Raw genomic sequence first — 19,084 nt, forward strand, 5'->3', positions numbered from 1 at the left:
ATCTGACGGTCCGTCACATTAGCGCCGTGCGGTACGGATGCCCAGAGCCACGACGACCTCCCGCGCGCCGCCATAACTGATGTACCGTCAGATTCATGACTCCGGGGAAGCGCAAGGTCGCCGTGGTGGGTGTCTCCCTCTCGGACTGCGGTCGCGTGGACGACGCGACGCCCTACGCCCTGCACGCCCAGGCCGCCAGGCGCGCGCTGGCGGACGCGGGGATGGACCGCTCACTGGTCGACGGGTTCGCGTCGGCCGGCCTCGGCGCACTGCCGCCGGTCGAGGTAGCCGAGTACCTGGGCCTGCGCCCCACCTGGGTCGACTCCACCGCCGTCGGCGGCTCCACCTGGGAGGCCATGGCGGCGCACGCGACGGACGCGATCGCGGCGGGGCACGCCGAGGCCGTCCTCCTCGTCTACGGCTCGACCGCCCGCGCCGACATCAAGGCGGGCCGCCGCACCGGCAATCTCTCCTTCGGCGCCCGGGGCCCCCTCCAGTTCGAGGTCCCCTACGGCCACACGCTCATCGCCAAGTACGCGATGGCCGCGCGCCGCCACATGCACGCGTACGGCACGACACTCGAACAGCTCGCCTCGGTGGCCGTCCAGGCGCGGGCGAACGCGGCGCTGAACCCGGAGGCGATGTTCCGCACCCCGATCACCACCGACGACGTCCTGTCCGGCCCGATGATCGCCGACCCCTTCACCAAGCTGCACTGCTGTCTGCGCTCCGACGGCGGCGCGGCGGTGCTGCTGGCGGCCGAGGAGTACGTACGGGACTGCCGTACGGCCCCGGTGTGGATCCTCGGCACCGGCGAGCACGTCTCACACACGACGATGTCCGAGTGGCCGGACTTCACCGTCTCCCCCGCCGCGGTGAGCGGACGCCTCGCCTTCGAGCGGGCGGGGGTGCGGCCCGACGAGATCGACGTGGCCGAGCTCTACGACGCCTTCACGTACATGACCCTCGTGACCCTGGAGGACCTGGGCTTCTGTGCGAAGGGCGAGGGCGGTCAGTTCGTGGAGAAGGGGCGCCTGACGGTGGGCGGAGAGCTGCCGGTGAACACGGACGGGGGTGGACTCTCGGCCCAGCATCCGGGGATGCGGGGCCTGTTCCTCCTGGTGGAGGCCGTGCGGCAACTGCGCGGGGAGGCCGGGGAACGCCAGGTCAGGAAGACGGGCGGACGCCTTCCCGAGCTGGCGGTGGCCTCCGGGACGGGCGGGTGGTTCTGCTCGTCGGGGACGGTGGTGCTGGGACGGGGGTGAGCCGACCGCCTCAGCGGACGGTACGGAGGAAGGCCGTCCAAGTGGTGGGGGTGATGGTGAGGGTGGGGCCGGTGTGGTTCTTTGAGTCGCGGATGTGGATGGCGGTGGGGGCGGTGGCTATTTCGAGGCAGGCGCCGCCCTCATTGCTGCTGTAGCTCGACTTGAACCAGGCAAGTTCGTTCGTGTTCAAAGTTCTCCCGCCTTCTGCTCGATGAGCTCCGCGGACTCCCAGGGGTTGAGCGCCTGCGCCCGCAGGATGCCGAAAAGTTCGAACAGGTCGTTCACCTGCTCCGGCTTGGAGATCACCGTAGCGCCGCCATGCCATTCCTGGTACACGAGCATGCGCCCTTCTTCCGTGCCCATCAGTTGCAACGGACCATGCATTCCCGCATGCGTGTGCCGCTTGGTCGGCATCACCTGGACCGTGAGGTGCTGTTTCATCGCCCGGCTGCACTCCAAGATGTGCAGCAACTGCTCCTTCAACACCTCCGCGCCCCCGAGATCCCGTTCCAGTACGGATTCTTCGATCACGTAGCCCACATACGGCGGTGAGTCACGCGTCAGCACTGCCTGCCGCTCGAGTCGGGCGGTGACGTGACGATCGATCTCCTCCTCGGTGTACGCCGGTCGCCGCGCTTCGTACAGCGTCTGGGTGTACGCCGGGGTCTGGAGCAACCCGGGGATCAGCATGGTCTCGTACGCGCTGATCACCCGCGCGTGCCGCTCTAGCCGCACCCAGTCCAGGAACGTCGGCGGATACTTCTCCTTCTCGGTGATCTCGATGCATGCGATGAGTGCACCCCTCGCATCCAGCCCCTTGTCCGCATCCTTGAGGAACTCGATCGGCGGGATCCGCTCGGCCCTCTCGTACGCACCGAAGATCGACTCGGAGACCAGCAACAACTCCCCGGCCTCCTTCTGCGTAAGCCCCCGCCGCCCCCGCTGAATGCGCAACAACTCCCCCACCAACCTGCGCCCCACGGACGCCCCACCATTCGTCCCCACAACGACCACCATCCTCCCCACAACCAGCAATGTGGACCGTGTCCACCTAGTCACGCTACGCAACCACCGTCACGCTCATAGTCATGACGAACAAACTCACCCCGAATTGGGTCCCGAGGTCCGGTCTTCAACTACGCCTCGCCGGGGTCCACTTCGACGCCATCCGCGTGTGCGGCGTACGCGGGGAAGCCGTGCTGCACCACCTCGCCGCGCTCACCGACGGTCACCCCGGACCGGTCGTCAGGGAATCCAACGGCTGCCGCTGGACGTACTTCCTGCTGGCGCCCGGCGAGGGCGCGGAGCACGACTGGCCGCCCGGCGCCCGCCGGTTCACACGCTCGGCGCACGACGAGTACGTGGGCGTGCCCGCGCCGGAGGGGAACACGTACCCGCTGAGCTGGGGGCACGGCGCACCGGAGGTGGGTGAGTTCGTGGACGCGGAGCTGCTGCACGGGGTGCTCATGGCGCAGCTTTGCCGGAACTCCGAGTGATACTCGGGGCATGGGAACGGATCTTCACGAGCTGCTCAGGTCACTGCGGGTGTGGGACGTAGAGCTGCCCTCCTTCGACCCGGCATCCGCACCCGCCGAACCACTCCCCCTGTTCACGGAGTGGTTCGCGGACGCGGTCGCGGCGGGGCAGAGCGAACCGCACACGATGTCGCTGGCGACGGCGGACGAGGACGGGCTGCCCGACGTCCGGATCGTCATGCTGCACGGCGCGGACGCGGACGGCTGGGCCTTCGCGAGCCATGTCACCAGCCGCAAGGGCCGCCAGCTGGCCGCGCGCCCGTACGCGGCTCTGGGGTTCTACTGGCCCGCCCAGGGCCGTCAGATCCGGCTGCGGGGGCCGGTCGAGGTGGCCCCGGCCGAGGAGGGGCAGGCGGATCTGCACGCCCGTTCGACGGGGGCGCTGGCCGCCGCGCTCGTGGGCGGGCAGAGTGAAGTGCTGGGTTCCGTAGCGGAGTTGCGGCGGGTCTCGGACGAGGCCTGGGACCGCGCACGGCGCGAGCCCGACGCCCCGGCCCCGACGTGGACCCTCTACCGCCTCCGGCCGCAAGAGGTGGAGTTCTTCCAGGGTGACGCGAGGCGTCGGCACGTACGTCTCGTCTACCGCCGCACGGAACCTTCTCCGGAGGGCGGTGGCTGGCGCAAGGAGCTGCTCTGGCCCTGAGGCACGGGAGGGGCCAGGTGGGCCTGGGCGCACTTGCGGAAGGCCGCCACAAGGCGGCTTCGGTCGTCGGCGCGGGTCGCGAGCACGACGTGGCTCGGTTCGACGCCGTGCAGGGGGACCGTGGTGAGGTCGGGGCGGATGCTGTCGGCGCGCGGGTCGGCCGGCACGATGCCCACGGCCTGCCCGGAGGCGATGAATTCGAACTTGTCCTCCAGTGCCTCGATGAGCGGACCGTCGGGCGCCCGGCTGCCGTCGGGCCGCGGGTCGATGCGCCAGAACGCGTTCCAGGACGCGTCGGACACCCGGGGCAGGGGTTCGTCGGCGATGTCGTCGAGGGTGACGGATTCCTTGCCGGCCAGGCGGTGGTCGAGGGGGACGAGGAGCAGGCGGGGCTCGTCGTAGAGGATCGTGACGTGGAGCTGGTCGGTCCGCATCGGGAGGCGGGTCACGGCCACGTCCACCCGGTGCTCGACCAGGGCCGCGTGGGCGTCGTTCCAGACGAGGTGCTGGGCGACCACCTCGGCGTCCGGGTGCAGCCGGCGCATCTCGCGCACCGCCGGGGTGACGATGATGCTGGAGGTGTAGCCGATGGTGACACGGCTGGGCTGGGCGGCGGCCCGGGTGCGCGCCGCGGCCTGAGTGGCCGAGCGCAGCAGCGCCTTGGCCTGGGGCAGGAAGACCTCGCCCGCCTCGGTGAGCCGACTGCCCTGCGGGGTACGGTCCAGCAGCCGGGCGCCGAGCTGTTGTTCGAGGCGGCGGATCTGCCGGCTCAGGGACGGCTGGGCGATGCACAGGGCCGTGGCGGCCCGGCCGAAGTGCCGGTGCTCGGCGACGACCGTGAAGTACCGCACGAGCCGCAGGTCGAGGTCGACCGGAGGCGAAGGCTGCTCCTGCGGCGACGAGTCGGGCGTCATGTCTTCATGGTATTCCCCGTGACTGCGGGCTGATCGCAAGCCTTCGCCATTGACCTGCGGTGATGCCTGAAACGCATGTGCCATTGCGATACAGGCCTTGGACGGGCGACCCCACGTGGCCGCACGGTGGATCCGGAATCACCTGGGCGGGGAACCACCGGGCGGGGAACCGCCGGGCCGGACCTCATCACCTTTTTGGAGTGCACCATGCGTGTGTTCGTCACCGGGGCCACCGGATTCGTCGGCAGCTCCGTCGTACGCGAACTGCTGGACGCGGGACACCGGGTCCTCGGCCTCGCCCGCTCGGACCGGGCCGCCGCGTCGCTGACGGCCGCGGGGGCGGAAGCGCACCGTGGCGCTCTCGACGACCTCGACAGCCTGCGGGCGGCCGCGGGCGCGGCGGACGGCGTGATCCACACGGCGTTCCAGCACGGCTCCTCCGACTTCGCCGCCGCCGCCCGGACGGAGATCCACGCCATCCGGACGCTCGGCGAGACGCTCGTGGGATCCGGTCGGCCCTTCGTCGTGACCTCCGGGACCGCCGGTCTCACGCTCGTGCCTGGCCGTGTCGCGACCGAGGACGACGAGCAGGATCTCTCCTCGCCCGCGGCGGCCCGGATCCCGGGGGAGGCGGCGGCACTGTCGTTCGCCGAGCGCGGGGTGCGGGCCTCGGTGGTGCGGCTGCCGCCGTCGGTGCACGGCGAGGGGGACCACGGTTTCGTCCCGCACATCATCGCCGTCGCCCGGGCGAAGGGCGGCTCCGCCTACCCCGGCGACGGCTCCAACCGCTGGGCCGCCGGGCACCGGCTCGACGCCGCGCACCTGTACCGGCTGGCCCTGGAGGAGGCGCCGGGCGGCACGCGGCTGCACGCGGTCGGCGACGAGGGCGTACCGGTCCGCGACATCGCCGACGCCGTCGGCCGATACCTGAAGCTGCCGGTCGCCGCCATCCCTCGCGAGGAGGCGGCCGACCACTTCGGCTGGCTCGGACACTTCTTCGCGAGGGACATCCCTGCGTCGAGCACCCTCACGCGGAAGCGGCTGGGATGGCACCCCGAGCGGCCCGGCCTCGTCGAGGACCTCGAAGAGGGCCACTACTTCGCGAAGTCGTAGACGGGTTGTCGCAGACGGGTTGTCGTAGACGGCTACTTCGCGAAGTCGTAGACGGGTTGTCGCAGACGGGTTGTCGCAGACGGCTACTTCGCGAAGTCGTAGACGGCGAAGTCGGCGACGGGGCGGTAACCGATGCGCTGGTAGAGGCCGTTGCTGGTCGGATTGGCGAGGTCGGTGAAGAGGAGCACCTCGTCCGCTCCGCCGGCCAGCGCGGCCCTGCTGACCTCGGCGGTGGCGGCCCCCGCGTAGCCGCGTCCGCGCAGGGGTGCCGGGGTGTAGACGGGAGCGACCCGGATCTGCCCGGCGATCAGGGGGGTCGCTCCGGCCATGGCCACCGGCGTGCCGTCCGGCGTCTCCCAGAGCGTGACACCGCCGTACGCGAGTCGGCTCTCGGCCCAGCGGTCCGGGTCCTGCCTCTCGTTCCGCCCGAAGATCCCGGCGAACTCGGAGTACCAGCGCGCGACGAGCGCGTGGTCGCTCTCGCCGGCCACCCGGGCGCGGCCCGGCGGAACGGGCGTCGGCGGCGTGAGCGTACCGAGCCGGTACAGCCGTTCGCTTCTTCTGAGTTGGGCCCGCGCGCCGGCGTGGCGCTCCCAGGCGGCGGCGAACTCGGCGGCCGTGTCCACCGGACCGCCGACGCCCGGGAACGAGTACCCCTCGTCCGCGAGCCGCGCGGCCAGCGCGTCGATGCCCTCCGCCGGGAGGTCGGTGAGGTTGAGCTGGTACGGCGGGGTGTGGAACAGCACGGCCGACACCGCACCGACCCCGTCGTCCTCCCCTTCCTCCGCCCTGTCGGCGTCGGCGAACCGGCCGAAGAACGGTGCCTCCTCCCCGTACACGTCCGGCCCTCGTCTGCGCAGCGCGTCGGTCACGGACAGCGCCACGGTGTGCGCCGCGGGCCGCGAGCGCAGGAAGTCCCCCGCGCTGGTGAGGAATTCGTCCAGATCGTGGGTGAACACCCAGCCACGCGCGTCACGAGTCATACCCGGCATGATCCCGCGCACGGCATGCCCGGTGCCTCCGGTTTTCCCGGCCCCGCGCACCGTGCCGGACCGGGTTCTACCGGGGCCCGGAGCCCGTCGGCGGCAGCGTCGGCTCCGGGTCCGTCGCGATCCGTGCGTGCAGGTGTACGTCCCGGAACGCGTCGTGCCGCCCCGACTCGAACATCGCCTCCCGCAGCGTCCCCTCGTACGGGAACCCGCACCGCTCGGCGATCCGGCAGGACGCGTCGTGGCCGAGGGCGTGGCCCAGTTCGACGCGGTGCAGACGGACGGCGCCGAAGGCGTAGCGGGCGGCCAGGGCGAGGGCACGGGTGGCGACCTGGTGACCGCGGGCCTCCGGAAGGACCCAGTAGCCGACGATGCCGACGCGTATGACGTGGTTGATGTCGTTGACGCCTATGTGACCGAGGGTCGTACCGGTGGCCGCGTCCGTGATGCAGAAGGCGACGGCGGTGCCGTCGGCGACGGCCTCGGCGCGCGAGCGGAGCGAGTCACGGGCGCTGTCCAGGTCCCGGACGATCTTGACCGGGGTGTTCCAGCGCTGGAACTCCGGGTCGGACAGCCCGCGCAGCCAGGTCGCGACATCGGCCTCGGACTCCGGGTCCCAGGGGCGAAGCCGCAGGCCGTGGCCGTCGACCACGGGGAAGGGATGGGCGAGGGACTTCTCGTGAACGTCGGACATCCGGCCATTATTCACGGGGCCCAAAGGGGTTCAGGAAGTGGTTTTCGACGCGGAGGAGGGGGATGGGACGGCGGGGGAAGGAAACGAAACAGCGCCGGACCGTGGCCGGAACACGGGCACCCCCGCCCTGAACGTGACCTCCAGCCCCATCCCGATCCGCAGCGCGCCGTCCTCGCACTCCACCACCTCGGTCATCATGCGCGGCCCCTCCGCGAGGTCGACGACCGCGGCGACGTACGGCACCCGCTCGCCGAACGGCGGGAGGTCGTTGCGGTGCACGACGGACCAGGTGTAGAGCGTGGCGTGCCCGCTCGCGGGCCGCCAGCGCACGTCCTCGCTCCAGCAGTGCGGGCAGAACTCCCGGGGGTAGTGGTGGGCCCGGTCGCAGCCCGCGCAGTGGCGGATCAGCAGCCGACCCTCCGCCGCCGCGTCCCAGTACGGCCGGGTGAAGGCATCGACCTCGGGCAGATCGAAACGCGCCCCGCCCGACGCGGGCGCCCTGTCCGCGGCACGCACTTCGCCCGACGGACGCTCCTCGCTCGACGCGCGCTCCCCGCTCATGAGCACACCCCGACCCCGGTCGACACGCCCCTCACGAGAACAGGCCCATCGCACTGTCCAACGACCACGTCTGCCACCCCATCCCGAAGAAGGCGACGCCCGAGATCAGCGCCATCATCGCGTTCTGCCCCTGCTCGGCCCAGTCGTGGATCATGAGGGTGAAGTACAGGACGTTGAGGAGCAGCCCGCCGACCAGCGCGATCGGCGTCAGGAACCCGGCCACCAGTCCCAGCCCGAGGGCCAACTCCGCGTACACGACGACGTACGCCATCGTCCGCGGCCGGGGCGCGACCACGACGTCGAAGCCGGAGCGCACCGCGTTCCACCGGTGCTTGCCCGCGACGTCCGCCGCCCAGGCGATCCCGGTCCCCCGCTCGAACCAGCCCTTCTTGTCCTTGTGCCGCCAACTCTCCAGCCACCACAGCCCGAGCCCGATCCGCAGCACGGCCAGCCACTCCGCTCCGCCGAGCCAGATCGTGTCCATGGCAGTCCACGCCCCCTTCGATTTCTGACGGTACGTCAGTTCAGCGCACGGAGCACGCCCGCGCAAGAGGCGTGGGCCGCCCTCCCCTTCACTCGTCCCCCCTCTTCGAACACAACCGAGTGACCTACGCCACCGGCCCCACCCACTCCTCCTACAGTCGTGATCAGTTCGCAACCGATTCCGGGCTTGACCGAGACCTATCAAGTGACGACGTGATTACGCTCGCGCACATGGCCGACTCGACTGCTTCCTCGACACCCCGCCCGGTGCCGTCCCACGAAGACCGCCCCGTGTACGTCATCGGCGGCGGCCCCGGGGGGCTCGCGACGGCGTACGCGCTGCGCGCCCAGGGCGTACGGGCCGTCGTACTGGAGAAGTCCGACCAGGTCGGGGCGTCCTGGCGGCGCCACTACGACCGGCTGCACCTGCACACGACCCGGCGGCTGTCCGGCCTGCCCGGCCTCGCGATGCCGCGCTCCTTCGGGCGGTGGGTCTCGCGCGACAACGTGGTGCGCTACCTGGAGAAGTACGCCGAGCACCACCAGCTGGAGATCGTCACGGGCGTCGAGGTCTCGCGCGTCGAGCCCGCCCCGGGTGGCGACGGCTGGCTGCTGCACGCCACCGGCGGCCGCGAGCTGACCGGCCGCGCCGTGGTCGTCGCCACCGGCCACAACCACACCCCGCGCCTGCCCGAGTGGCCCGGCCGCGACTCGTACACCGGCGAACTCCTGCACGCCGGCGACTACCGCAACCCCGCCCCCTACACCGGCCGTGACGTCCTCGTCGTCGGCGTCGGCAACACGGGCGCCGAGATCGCCGTGGACCTGGTCGAGGGCGGCGCCTCCCGGGTACGGCTCGCCGTGCGCACCGCGCCGCACATCGTGCGCCGCTCCACGGCGGGCTGGGCCGCCCAGTTCACCGGGATCCTCGTACGACGGCTGCCGGTGCGCCTCGTCGACGCACTCGCCGGGCCGATGGCCAAGGTCAGCGTGCCGGACCTGTCGGCGCAGGGGCTGCCCCGCCCCGACACCGGCCTCTACTCCCGCGTCAACGAAGGCTCCATCCCCGTCCAGGACGTCGGCCTCATCAACGCCGTCCGCAAGGGGCGCGTCGAGGTCGTGGCCGCGGTGGAGGGCTTCGAGGAGGACAAGGTCGTCCTCGCCGACGGGAGGCGGATCGACCCGGACGTCGTGATCGCCGCGACGGGGTACGTACGCGCCCTGGAGGGCATCGTCGGCCACCTCGACGTCCTCGACGGGCGTGGCCGCCCGGTCGTGCACGGCGCCCACACCCCGAAGAAGGCACCCGGCCTCTACTTCACCGGCTTCACCAACCCCATCAGCGGCATGTTCCGCGAACTCGCCCTCGACGCGGAGAAGATCGCGAAGGCGGTCGCGAGGACCGCGCAGAAGGCGGAGAAGGCGGAGAAGGCGGCGGAGAGGGCGACGTCGAAAGCGGGGGCAGGGGCGACGGCGGGGGCGAAGACGGGGGCGCGCGACACGGGCGACACCCGCGCCGCGCGCTGAGTCGTCGTCAGTTGGCGGCGAGAACCGCCGTGTTGTTCGTGGTGTCCGGGTCGAAGGCGAAGTCGCCGAACTCGGGGTGGATGCTGACCTCACCGGTCGTGCCGGGCACCGCCGTGTCGATCCGCAGCTGGAAGACGTACGTGCGCTCGGTGTTCTCGGACACCCAGTAGGGGAGGGCGCAGTCGTAGCGCGGGGCGCCCGTCCGCTTCTCGTAGTACCCGCCCGTGAGGGTGTGCGGGACGCAGTCCGCGGGGACGCCGGTGACCGTCGTACCGGTCGGGACGAGCAGCCTGACCTTGGCCGCCGGGTCGCCGGAGCCGAGGTTCGCGAACCAGGCCGGGCCGTTGTTCTTGAAGGTGAGCGGGGCGGTGACCGTCTGGCCCGCCGTACCGGTGACCGCGGCGCCGGTCACCGAGAAGTCCGCGGTGTTGTCCGTGCCGATCTGCAGGGCCGCGTAATTGTCGCGGCTCGCGAGGTCGGTCGCGCCGTCGGCCGGGTCGACACTGATGTCCAGTCGGTCGTTCAACGCGTGCCGCGCGATCGCCAGCTGCAGCGGCGCGGGCAGTTCGAAGGAGTCACCGGGAGCCAGCACCTGGTCGAACGTGCAGGTCGCGTCCGTCATCGGCGCGTACTCGTCACCGCCCGTCCGCGTGTAGGTGCAGGCGTCGTACTTGTTCAGAAAGTCCACCCCGTACGACGCCGTCATCTTCACCGTGACGCCGTGCGCGCTCTCGTTGCCCTTGTTGGTCAGCGCGAAGGGGATCGTCTCGGTGCCACCCGGCTGCGCGTGCTCGACGTCGGCCACGGGGGCGAGGGAGAGATCGGGGCCCGAGGCCAGCGTGACGTCGGTCTCGAAACTGTCCTCGGGCGCGGTGAGCGTGCCGTCGGGGCCACCGGTGGCCGTCGCCCCGTAGGTGATCCTGCCCTGCGACCCGGCCCGCGCACCGTCGGCCGCGCGGATCCCGAGGTGGATCTGCCGGCTGTAGTCGGACCCGATCACGGGCACGTCCGGCACGCTGCACACCGCGGTCGCGCCGTTCGGCGCGCAGTTGTCCGGCCAGGTCACCTCGCCGACCCCGGCCAGCCCGGAGGCGTCGACGCTCACCTTGCCGTCGGTCACCGTGAAGTGGCCGTTGTCGTGGTAGATCCCCACGTCGATCGTCCGGCTCTGCGGCGCGCCGCCGTCCGTGCCGAGCGGCAGGGCCTGCTCGGAGGGTGCGTCGATCCACAGCTGGTCGGACTCGGTCTCGGCCGACGCGGGGGCGACGGCGAGCCCCACGGTGACAAGTCCGGCCGCGAGCGTCGTACAGGCTCCGAGCCGCAGCGCGCGGCCGAAGGAGACAGGTCTCATGACATCCCCCAGGGTGAGAAGAAAGGTGAGGAGAAGGAGAGAAGCGGTGGCTTGGCCGACGTGAGACGACAGGACCATGTCATAGACGATCAAGGGGAGTTGAAGGTTGTGCGGCACCTCCACGGGTTCCGGCCCCGCGCGCGGCGGGTACGAACCAGATCCCCGCCGCCCAGCCTTTTGCTTGCACGACGGTTCCTGACGCGGCGTCAGTTAAGTAATCTGACAGTGCGTCAGTTAATTGGCTGTCACACAGGAGCGGGCGGACCGATGCTTGGATCAACCCACGGCACCCTCACCACCGACTCCCGCCGGGCCCGCGTCATCGCCTGCGGCGAGCAGCCCTCACCCGTCGTGCACGGCCGCCCGGCCGACGTCGACGACCTGGACGTCAGCGGCCGTCCGCTGTACGCCGACACACCTGATCTGGACCGCTTCTTCCGTCCCGAGTCCGTGGCCGTCGTCGGCGCCTCGGACGCCGAGGGCCGGCCGAACACCGGCATCACCCGGCAGCTGATCGCCTGGGCCGAGCGGGTCGGCGCCCGGCTGCACCCGGTGCACCCCACCCGTCAGTCCGTCTTCGGCATCCCCTGCTCCCCTTCCCTGGCCGACCTGCCCGAGCAGGTCGATCTGGCCGTGCTCCTCGTCGGCGACCCGCTCCCCGTGATCGGGGAACTGGCCGAGGCCAAGGTGAAGTTCGCCGTCGCCTTCGCCTCCGGGTTCGCCGAGACCGGGGCCGAGGGCGCCGCCGCGCAGGCCCACCTCGCCGCCGCCGTCCGCCGCGCGGGCCTCCGGCTCCTGGGGCCCAACACCAATCTCAACGCCTTCGAGAAGTTCCGCGACGATCTCGACGGTCCCGCGATCGCCCTCATCACCCAGTCCGGACACCAGGGCCGGCCGGTGTTCGCGATGCAGGAGCTGGGCGTACGGCTCTCCCACTGGGCGCCCACCGGCAACGAGGCCGACCTCGAGACCGCCGACTTCATCTCCTACTTCTCCGAGCAGCCGGAGATCGGAGCGATCGCCTGCTACGTCGAGGGGCTGAAGGACGGCCGCTCCTTTCTGCTCGCCGCCGACCGCGCCGCCCGCCGCGGAGTGCCCGTCGTCGCCGTCAAGGTCGGCCGCACCGAGACCGGCGCCCGCACCGCCGCCTCACACACCGGCAAGCTGACCGGCGCCGACACGGTGGTGGACGCGGCGATGCGGCAGTACGGCGTGATCCGTGTCGACGGGCTCGACGAACTCCAGGACACCGCCGCCCTGTTGGCCCGCGCCCGCGCCCCGCGGGCGGAGGGTGTCGTGGTCTATTCGATCTCGGGCGGCACGGGGGCGCACTTCGCCGACCTGGCGACGGCGGCGGGGCTGCCCCTGCCGAGTCTCTCCGCCCCCAAGCAGGCCGAGCTGCACCAGTGGATACCTGAGTACCTGAGCGTGACCAATCCCGTCGACAACGGCGGGCACCCGGTCGGCGACTGGCGCGGGCGGAAGATCATCGACGCGATCCTCGCCGACCCGGAGGTCGGCGTACTGATCTGTCCGATCACCGGGCCCTTTCCTCCGATGAGCGACAAGCTCGCGCAGGACCTGGTGGACGCGGCGGAACAGACGGACAAACTGGTGTGCGTGGTGTGGGGCTCGCCGGTCGGCACCGAGGCCGCCTACCGCGAGACGCTGCTCGGTTCGTCGAAGGTCGCCACCTTCCGGACCTTCGCCAACTGCATCACGGCCGTGCGCGCCTACCTGGACCACCACCGGTTCGTCGGCGCCTACCGCTCCCCCTTCGACGAGGCTCCCCGCACTCCCTCGCCGTCCTTCCGCAAGACGCAGGCGCTGATGCGGCCGGGGCAGCAGCTGAGCGAGCACGCGGCGAAGCAGCTGCTGCGGGCCTATGGGATCCGGGTGCCGCGCGAGCAGTTGGTGACCAGCGCGGCGGCGGCCGTGCGCGCGGCGAGTCTCGTCGGGTACCCCGTGGTCATGAAGGCGTCCGGCGCCCAGATCGCCCACAAGACCGAACTGGGTCTGGTGAAGATCGGGCTGACCTCCGCCAGCCAGGTCAGGGACGCCTACCGCGAGCTCACCGACATCGCGCGCTACGAGGGGATCTCGCTGGACGGGGTGCTGGTGTGCCAGATGGTCGAGCGGGGCGTGGAAATGGTCGTGGGTGTCACGCACGACCAGCTCTTCGGGCCGACCGTGACCGTCGGGCTGGGCGGCGTGCTCGTCGAGGTGCTGCGGGACGCGGCCGTCCGCGTGCCGCCGTTCGGCGAGGACCAGGCGCGGGGCATGCTCGGCGAACTGCGCGGGCGGGCCCTTCTGGAGGGCGTGCGCGGGGGGCCGCCGGTGGATGTGGACGCGCTGGTCGAGGTCGTCATGCGCGTACAGCGAATGGCGCTGGAACTCGGGGACGACATCGCCGAGCTCGACATCAACCCGCTGATGGTGCTGCCCAGGGGCCAGGGAGCGGTCGCGCTGGACGCGCTGGTCGTCTGCCGCTGACCCCCAGCGCTCCAGCCTCCGCGCCATCGCCCGCCCCCGCCGCACCGCCCCCCGTAAAAACCGGAGCACCCCCATGACATCCTCCCCCGAGAGATCTGCCGCGAAATCGGCCGCGAAATCGGCCGATCCCGTCGACTCATTGGTACTGCACGCCACTGACAATCACGTCGCGTGGATCACCCTCAACCGTCCCGAAGCCCTCAACGCCATCACTCCTGACCAGCGCGAACGCCTCATCCAGCACCTTTCCCACGCCTCCTGCGACCCCGACGTACGGGCCGTCGTGATCACGGCGAGCGGACGTGGTTTCTGCGCGGGCGCGGACCTGCGCGGGGGGCCGCCGACCGGGGAGCGGGTGGCCGGGTACGTGGCCCGCATGATCCGGCTCGGCGCTCAGCGCCTGATCGGCGCGGTCCTCGACTGCGAGAAGCCCGTGATCGCGGCGGTCAACGGCACCGCGGCCGGCCTCGGCGCCCACCTCGCCCTCGCCTGCGACCTCGTACTCGCCGCCGATTCCGCCAAGTTCATCGAGGTGTTCGTACGCCGCGGCCTGGTCCCCGACGGCGGCGGCGCGTATCTGCTGCCCCGGCTCATCGGCCCCCAGCGCGCCAAGGAACTGATGTTCTTCGGCGACGCGCTGACGGCGGCGGACGCGGCGCGGCTCGGGCTCGTCAACAGGGTCGTACCGGCGGACGATCTGGAGAAGACCGCCCGCGACTGGGCCGAGCGCCTGGCCACCGGCCCGACCCGCGCCCTCGCCCTCACCAAACAGCTGGTCAACGCCTCCCTCGACACCGACCGCACCACAGCCTTCGCCGCCGAAGCCGCCGCCCAGGAGATCAACATGACCACGACGGACGCGACCGAGGGCGTGACCGCCTTCGCGGAACGCCGAACCCCCCACTACCGGGGCCGCTGAGGCAGTCCCGCCCCTTCCTATCTGACGCCCCGTCAGCTTCAATGGGTGGTGTGATGGGACACGCAGGGATGGCGGCCGCCGCCGTCCGTTATCTCAGGTCGGCCGGGGCTTCCACCGTCGCGGGGCATGTTGAGGCGCTGCCGCGGCCGGAGTTGCGCGCGGTGGGGGACGATGAGCGGGCGCCGGTCGATCAGGTGGCGTTTCGGCGGGTGTTGGGGAACTTCGCGACGGGCGTCACCGTCATCACCGCACCGGGCGTCGAGGGCGAGGCCGGTGGCGAGGGGCCGGCCGGGTTCGCCTGTCAGTCGTTCGCGTCGCTTTCACTCGATCCGCCCCTGGTCTGCTTCATGGTGGGGCGTACGTCGGCGACCTGGCCGCGGATCGCCCGCGCGGGCGTGTTCTGTGTGAACGTGCTGGGGGCGCACCAGGGCGAGTTGTGCCGTGGGTTCGCGGTGAGCGGGGCGGACAAGTTCGCCGGGGTCGTGTACGACGCGGCGCCCGTTTCCGGTTCGCCGCGTCTCGCGGGGGCCGCGGCCTGGGTCGACTGCACGATCCACGCGGTGCACACCGGTGGGGACCATCTGATCGTGGTGGGACGGGTGGACGCGCTCGGCGCGAGCGACGACGACGACGTCGCGCCGCTGCTGTTCCACAGGGGGCGGTTCCTCTAGCTCGCCGGCAGGCCGCCCGGTCGGGGTGCCGGAATCGTCAGGCGATCGCCGCCACCGCGGGTGTGCCCGTCGCGGGGCGCCGTCGGATCACCAGTGCCATCAGGGCCGCCGCCGCGCACAGCGCGCCCGAGGCGTACCAGACCACGTCGTACGAGCCGAACGCGTCCCGCGCCACACCGCCGAGAAAGGCGACGAGGGCGGCGCCGACCTGGTGGGAGGCGAGGACCCAGCCGAAGACGATGGCGCTGTCCTCGCCGTACTGCTCGCGGCACAGGGCCAGGGTGGGCGGAACGGTGGCGACCCAGTCGAGGCCGTAGAAGACGATGAAGAAGATCATCGGGGGGTGGACGGAGGGGGCGAGGAGCATGGGGAGGAAGAGGAGAGAGACGCCGCGCAGCGCGTAGTAGACGGCGAGCAGCCGACGCGGTTCGAAGCGGTCGGTGAACCAGCCGGAGGCGACCGTTCCGACCACGTCGAAGACCCCGATGACCGCGAGCAGCGAGGCCGCCGCCGTGATGGGCATCCCGTGGTCGTGGGCCGCGGGCACGAAGTGCGTCTGGACCAGGCCGTTCGTCGAGGCACCGCAGATCGCGAAGGTGCCGGCCAGCAGCCAGAACGGGCCGGTGCGGACGGCGGAGAGCAGGACCGTCACCGCGCGCCGGGCGGCGCCCTGCACGGGCGCGGGCTTCGGTACGAACTCCGCCGACCCGTACGGCTTCACGCCCACGTCCGCCGGGTGGTCCCGCAGCAGCAGCCATACGAAGGGGACGACCGCGAGCGCCGCGAGGGCCACCGTCACCGCGGCCGGGCGCCAGTCGTGCTCCGTGACGATCCAGGAGAGGAGCGGCAGGAAGATCAGCTGGCCGGACGCCGAGGCCGCCGTCAGGATGCCCGTGACCAGGCCCTTGCGCGCCGTGAACCAGCGGTTGGTGACCGTCGCCGCGAAGGCCAGCGCCATGGAGCCGGACCCCAGACCGACCAACAGGCCCCAGCAGAGCAGCAGCTGCCAGGCCGCCGTCATCCACACGGTCAGACCGGAACCGAGCGCGATCACCATCAGGGCGACCGCCACCACCCGGCGGATGCCGAAGCGGTCCATCAGTGCCGCCGCGAACGGCGCCGTCAGCCCGTACAGCGCGAGGTTGATGGACACCGCCGCGCCGATCGTGCCGCGCGACCAGTGGAACTCCTGGTGCAGCGGGTCGATCAGCAGACCCGGGAGTGAACGGAAGGCCGCCGCACCGATGATCGTCACGAAGGTGACGGCGGCGACGAACCAGGCGCGGTGGATGCGGACGCGGGGAGCGGAGGCGCGGGTCGGCTCGACGGAGTCGGTCGACTCGGTCGAGACGGTCGACTCGACGGAGTCGGTCGGCTCGATCGAGTCGGTGGAGCCGGTCGGCTCGGTGGGGCGGGGGTCCTCCGCGGCTGCGGCGCCCCCCGGGAGGCGGCATCGGTTGTCTGGGTCACGCCATCGAGCTTCGGGCCTGCCGTTCCCGCGAACGAGTGGCCCGAAGGACAGCATTCGCTAGGATCGGGCCATGGTCTCTCACGGTACGCATCCTCGCCACCGCGTCGTCGTGCTCGCCCTCGACGGGCTGCTGCCCTTCGAGCTCGGCATCCCGCAGCGCCTCTTCGGCAAGGCACGCGACGCCGACGGGCGGCCGCTGTACGAGATCGTCACCTGCTCGGTCCGGCCGCCCGGCCCCGTCGAGACGGACGCCGACTTCGCCGTCCTCGTCGCGAACGGCCCCGAGGCCCTCGCCACCGCCGACACCGTCGTCATCCCCGCCTCCTACGAACTCGGCCCCGTCCACGAGGAAGGCATCCTCACCCCCGAACTGGCCGCCGCCCTCGCCCAGATCCGCCCCGGCACCCGCCTCGTCTCCATCTGCACCGGCAGCTACGTCCTCGCCGCCGCGGGCTACCTCGACGACCGTCCGGCCACCACCCACTGGATGCACGCCGAGCACTTCCAGCGGCTCTTCCCGAAGATCAAGGTCGACGCCGAAGTGCTCTTCGTCGACGACGGCGACGTCCTCACCTCCGCCGGCGTCGCCGCGGGAATCGACCTGTGCCTCCATCTCGTACGCCGTGACCACGGCACCGCCGTCGCCAACGACGTGGCCCGCCGCACCGTCGTACCCCCGCACCGCGACGGTGGGCAGGCGCAGTACATCCAGCGGCCGGTGCCGGAGCCGCAGGCGGCCACCACGACCGCCGCCCGCGCCTGGGCCCTGGCCCGCCTCCACGAGCCGATCCAGCTGCGCGACATGGCCGAACAGGAAGCCATGTCGGTACGCACCTTCACGCGCCGTTTCCGCGAGGAGGTCGGGGTCAGCCCCGGGCACTGGCTGACCCAGCAGCGCATCGAACGGGCCCGGCACCTGCTGGAGACCAGCGACCTGTCCGTCGACCAGGTCGCGCGGGACGCCGGCTTCGGCACGGCCCAGTCGATGCGGCAGCACCTGCAGGCGGTGCTCGGGGTCACCCCCACCGCGTATCGGCGCACCTTCCGGAGCTCCAGGGGGGTCGTGGCGACCGGCGTACGGGCGCCGGTGGCGACGACGGACCAGGTCAGGACCCGTTTGGTGGCGACGTCTCGGTAGCTCGTGCGACGACGCCAGGGACGGGTCCGACACCACCCACGGGATTTCCCCGCCCTGTGGATAACTCCGTCCGCGGTCACCGGCCCAACGGTTCCTCGCCCCCGCCGCCCCTACCCTCCCCCCAGGCTCTCGGCTTCGCCCCCCACCGGCCGACGGCCAAGCGAATCGGGTGGGCGGGGAATGCGGGGCGAAGCCCCCGCCCTGGGGGCGCGGGGAACCGCGCGGCCGGCCCCCGCCCACCCGCAGACGAATGAACCGCCCCCTAGAACGTCAGCACCGCCCGCGCCACCCTCCCCCCTCCGCGTCCTGTGCCGCCTTGTCGAAGTCCTCCACCGGGTAGGTCTGGGTGACCAGTTCGTCCAGGAGGAGGCGGCCGTCTCGGTAGAGGTCGGCGTAGAGGGCGATGTCACGCTGGGGGCGGGAGGAGCCGTATCGGCAGCCCAGGATGGACTTGTCGAGGTACATGGAGGAGACGAGGAAGGACGCCTCGGCCGTGGCCGGGGGTACGCCGAGGAGGACGGCCTGTCCGTGGCGGTCCAGCACATCGATGGCCTGGCGAATGAGTTCGACGCGCCCGACGCACTCGAAGGCGTGGTCCGCCCCCGTCGGAAGGATGTCCTTCACGGCCTCCGTCGACGTCAGGAAGTGCGTCGCGCCGAACCGCCGGGCCACGGCCTCCTTCGCCGGGTTGGCGTCGACCGCGACGATCTTCAAGGCGCCCGCGAGCCGCGCGCCCTGGAGAACGTTGAGCCCGATTCCGCCGGTGCCGATGACGAGGACGGTGTCCCCCCGGTCCACCCTCGCGCGGTTCAGGACCGCGCCCACTCCCGTCAGCACGCCGCATCCGATCAGCGCGGCGGACGGGAGGGGGATGTCCTTGGGGATGCGGACGGCCTGGACCGCCTTCACCACCGTCCGTTCCGCGAACGCGGAGTTGGACGCGAACTGGTACAGCGGCAGCCCGCCCCGCGTGAACGGCTGCCGCGGCATCCCGATCGCCCTGCGGCACATCGTCGGCCGCCCCCGATCGCACTCCGCGCACGTCCCGCAGTTGGCGAGCGTGGAGAGCGCGACATGGTCGCCGGGTCGGACATGGCCGACACCCGCGCCCACCGCCTCGACGATCCCCGCGCCCTCATGCCCCAGGACCACGGGGACGGGAAAGGGGATCGTCCCGTCCACGACCGACAGGTCGCTGTGGCAGAGCCCGGCCGCGGAGATCGCGACCTGCACCTCGCCGGGCCCCGGATCCCGTATCTCCAGGTCGTCCACGACCTGGGTCCGCTTGCCGTCGAAGATCACGCCTCGCATCGCGAC

The 19,084-nt window shown here is 71.6% G+C and carries 18 protein-coding genes and 1 pseudogene; 9 read left to right on the forward strand and 10 right to left on the reverse strand.

Annotation, left to right across the window (positions count from 1 at the left end; genetic code table 11):
• Nucleotides 1–95 precede the first annotated feature (95 nt).
• The gene (locus AAFF41_RS22195; protein ID WP_319748813.1) at nucleotides 96–1,265 is read left to right on the forward strand and encodes a thiolase C-terminal domain-containing protein; all 1,170 of its coding nucleotides are present in this window, start codon (nucleotides 96–98) and stop codon (nucleotides 1,263–1,265) included.
• Nucleotides 1,266–1,275: 10 nt separating this feature from the next.
• Here the strand turns inward: AAFF41_RS22195 and AAFF41_RS22200 are convergent, their stop codons facing one another.
• Together AAFF41_RS22200 and AAFF41_RS22205 are read right to left on the reverse strand one after the other, a co-directional pair.
• Nucleotides 1,276–1,455: a DUF397 domain-containing protein gene (locus AAFF41_RS22200; protein WP_319748812.1), complete on the reverse strand. Its 180-nt coding sequence runs from the start codon at nucleotides 1,453–1,455 to the stop codon at nucleotides 1,276–1,278.
• The gene (locus AAFF41_RS22205) at nucleotides 1,452–2,282 is read right to left on the reverse strand and encodes a helix-turn-helix domain-containing protein (RefSeq protein ID WP_343324507.1); all 831 of its coding nucleotides are present in this window, start codon (nucleotides 2,280–2,282) and stop codon (nucleotides 1,452–1,454) included. The genes AAFF41_RS22200 and AAFF41_RS22205 overlap by 4 nt, the downstream gene beginning before the upstream one ends.
• Before the next feature lie 71 nt (nucleotides 2,283–2,353).
• Between AAFF41_RS22205 and AAFF41_RS22210 the strand changes: the two genes are divergently transcribed.
• Both AAFF41_RS22210 and AAFF41_RS22215 read left to right on the forward strand, forming a co-directional pair.
• Entirely contained in the window at nucleotides 2,354–2,761 is a 408-nt protein-coding gene (locus AAFF41_RS22210) for a hypothetical protein (protein ID WP_319748811.1), read from the forward strand.
• A 10-nt stretch (nucleotides 2,762–2,771) separates the two neighbouring features.
• Entirely contained in the window at nucleotides 2,772–3,443 is a 672-nt protein-coding gene (locus tag AAFF41_RS22215) for a pyridoxine/pyridoxamine 5'-phosphate oxidase (protein WP_343324508.1), read from the forward strand.
• Here AAFF41_RS22215 and AAFF41_RS22220 read toward each other — a convergent pair.
• Nucleotides 3,380–4,357, reverse strand: a complete 978-nt coding sequence (locus AAFF41_RS22220) for a LysR family transcriptional regulator (RefSeq protein ID WP_343324509.1) — start codon at nucleotides 4,355–4,357, stop codon at nucleotides 3,380–3,382. The genes AAFF41_RS22215 and AAFF41_RS22220 overlap by 64 nt on opposite strands.
• Before the next feature lie 207 nt (nucleotides 4,358–4,564).
• Between AAFF41_RS22220 and AAFF41_RS22225 the strand changes: the two genes are divergently transcribed.
• Complete coding sequence (locus AAFF41_RS22225) at nucleotides 4,565–5,470, forward strand: SDR family oxidoreductase (RefSeq protein ID WP_343324510.1); 906 nt, start codon at nucleotides 4,565–4,567, stop codon at nucleotides 5,468–5,470.
• A gap of 83 nt (nucleotides 5,471–5,553) precedes the next feature.
• On the opposite strand, the gene AAFF41_RS22230 is transcribed toward AAFF41_RS22225, so the two are convergent.
• The 4 genes from AAFF41_RS22230 to AAFF41_RS22245 form a co-directional block, all read right to left on the reverse strand.
• Nucleotides 5,554–6,453: a GNAT family N-acetyltransferase gene (locus AAFF41_RS22230; protein ID WP_319748807.1), complete on the reverse strand. Its 900-nt coding sequence runs from the start codon at nucleotides 6,451–6,453 to the stop codon at nucleotides 5,554–5,556.
• Between the two features lie 76 nt (nucleotides 6,454–6,529).
• A complete protein-coding gene (locus tag AAFF41_RS22235; protein WP_319748806.1) occupies nucleotides 6,530–7,153 on the reverse strand; it encodes a GNAT family N-acetyltransferase in 624 nt (207 codons plus the stop codon).
• Between the two features lie 30 nt (nucleotides 7,154–7,183).
• The gene (locus tag AAFF41_RS22240) at nucleotides 7,184–7,714 is read right to left on the reverse strand and encodes a Zn-ribbon domain-containing OB-fold protein (protein WP_343324511.1); all 531 of its coding nucleotides are present in this window, start codon (nucleotides 7,712–7,714) and stop codon (nucleotides 7,184–7,186) included.
• Nucleotides 7,715–7,745: 31 nt separating this feature from the next.
• Nucleotides 7,746–8,198: a DoxX family protein gene (locus tag AAFF41_RS22245; protein ID WP_319748804.1), complete on the reverse strand. Its 453-nt coding sequence runs from the start codon at nucleotides 8,196–8,198 to the stop codon at nucleotides 7,746–7,748.
• A gap of 230 nt (nucleotides 8,199–8,428) precedes the next feature.
• On the opposite strand from AAFF41_RS22245, the gene AAFF41_RS22250 reads away from it, so the two are divergent.
• Nucleotides 8,429–9,724, forward strand: coding sequence for a flavin-containing monooxygenase (locus AAFF41_RS22250; protein ID WP_319748803.1), 1,296 nt, complete (start codon nucleotides 8,429–8,431; stop codon nucleotides 9,722–9,724).
• Nucleotides 9,725–9,731: 7 nt separating this feature from the next.
• Here the strand turns inward: AAFF41_RS22250 and AAFF41_RS22255 are convergent, their stop codons facing one another.
• Nucleotides 9,732–11,075 carry a COG1361 family protein gene (locus AAFF41_RS22255; protein ID WP_319748802.1) on the reverse strand — a complete coding sequence of 448 codons (1,344 nt, stop codon included), beginning with the start codon at nucleotides 11,073–11,075 and terminating at the stop codon, nucleotides 9,732–9,734.
• Between the two features lie 267 nt (nucleotides 11,076–11,342).
• On the opposite strand from AAFF41_RS22255, the gene AAFF41_RS22260 reads away from it, so the two are divergent.
• The 3 genes from AAFF41_RS22260 (at nucleotide 11,343) to AAFF41_RS22270 (ending at nucleotide 15,158) form a co-directional block, all read left to right on the forward strand.
• Entirely contained in the window at nucleotides 11,343–13,568 is a 2,226-nt protein-coding gene (locus tag AAFF41_RS22260) for an acetate--CoA ligase family protein (RefSeq protein WP_319748801.1), read from the forward strand.
• Between the two features lie 73 nt (nucleotides 13,569–13,641).
• Nucleotides 13,642–14,487 (forward strand): enoyl-CoA hydratase/isomerase family protein, encoded by an 846-nt coding sequence (locus tag AAFF41_RS22265; RefSeq protein ID WP_343324512.1) that lies wholly within the window; start codon nucleotides 13,642–13,644, stop codon nucleotides 14,485–14,487.
• Nucleotides 14,488–14,555: 68 nt separating this feature from the next.
• Complete coding sequence (locus AAFF41_RS22270; RefSeq protein WP_343324513.1) at nucleotides 14,556–15,158, forward strand: flavin reductase family protein; 603 nt, start codon at nucleotides 14,556–14,558, stop codon at nucleotides 15,156–15,158.
• Nucleotides 15,159–15,195: 37 nt separating this feature from the next.
• On the opposite strand, the gene AAFF41_RS22275 is transcribed toward AAFF41_RS22270, so the two are convergent.
• On the reverse strand, nucleotides 15,196–16,683 hold the full coding sequence (locus AAFF41_RS22275) for an MFS transporter (protein ID WP_343324514.1): 1,488 nt from the start codon (nucleotides 16,681–16,683) through the stop codon (nucleotides 15,196–15,198).
• Nucleotides 16,684–16,699: 16 nt separating this feature from the next.
• Here AAFF41_RS22275 and AAFF41_RS22280 point away from each other — a divergent pair, with 16 nt between their 5' ends.
• Complete coding sequence (locus AAFF41_RS22280) at nucleotides 16,700–17,767, forward strand: GlxA family transcriptional regulator (protein WP_343324515.1); 1,068 nt, start codon at nucleotides 16,700–16,702, stop codon at nucleotides 17,765–17,767.
• 262 nt (nucleotides 17,768–18,029) lie between these two features.
• Here the strand turns inward: AAFF41_RS22280 and AAFF41_RS22285 are convergent.
• Nucleotides 18,030–19,078 (reverse strand): annotated as a pseudogene (locus tag AAFF41_RS22285) (Zn-dependent alcohol dehydrogenase).
• Nucleotides 19,079–19,084 lie beyond the last annotated feature (6 nt).

Source organism: Streptomyces mirabilis, from assembly GCF_039503195.1.
Taxonomy (GTDB): Bacteria; Actinomycetota; Actinomycetes; order Streptomycetales; family Streptomycetaceae; genus Streptomyces; species Streptomyces mirabilis_D.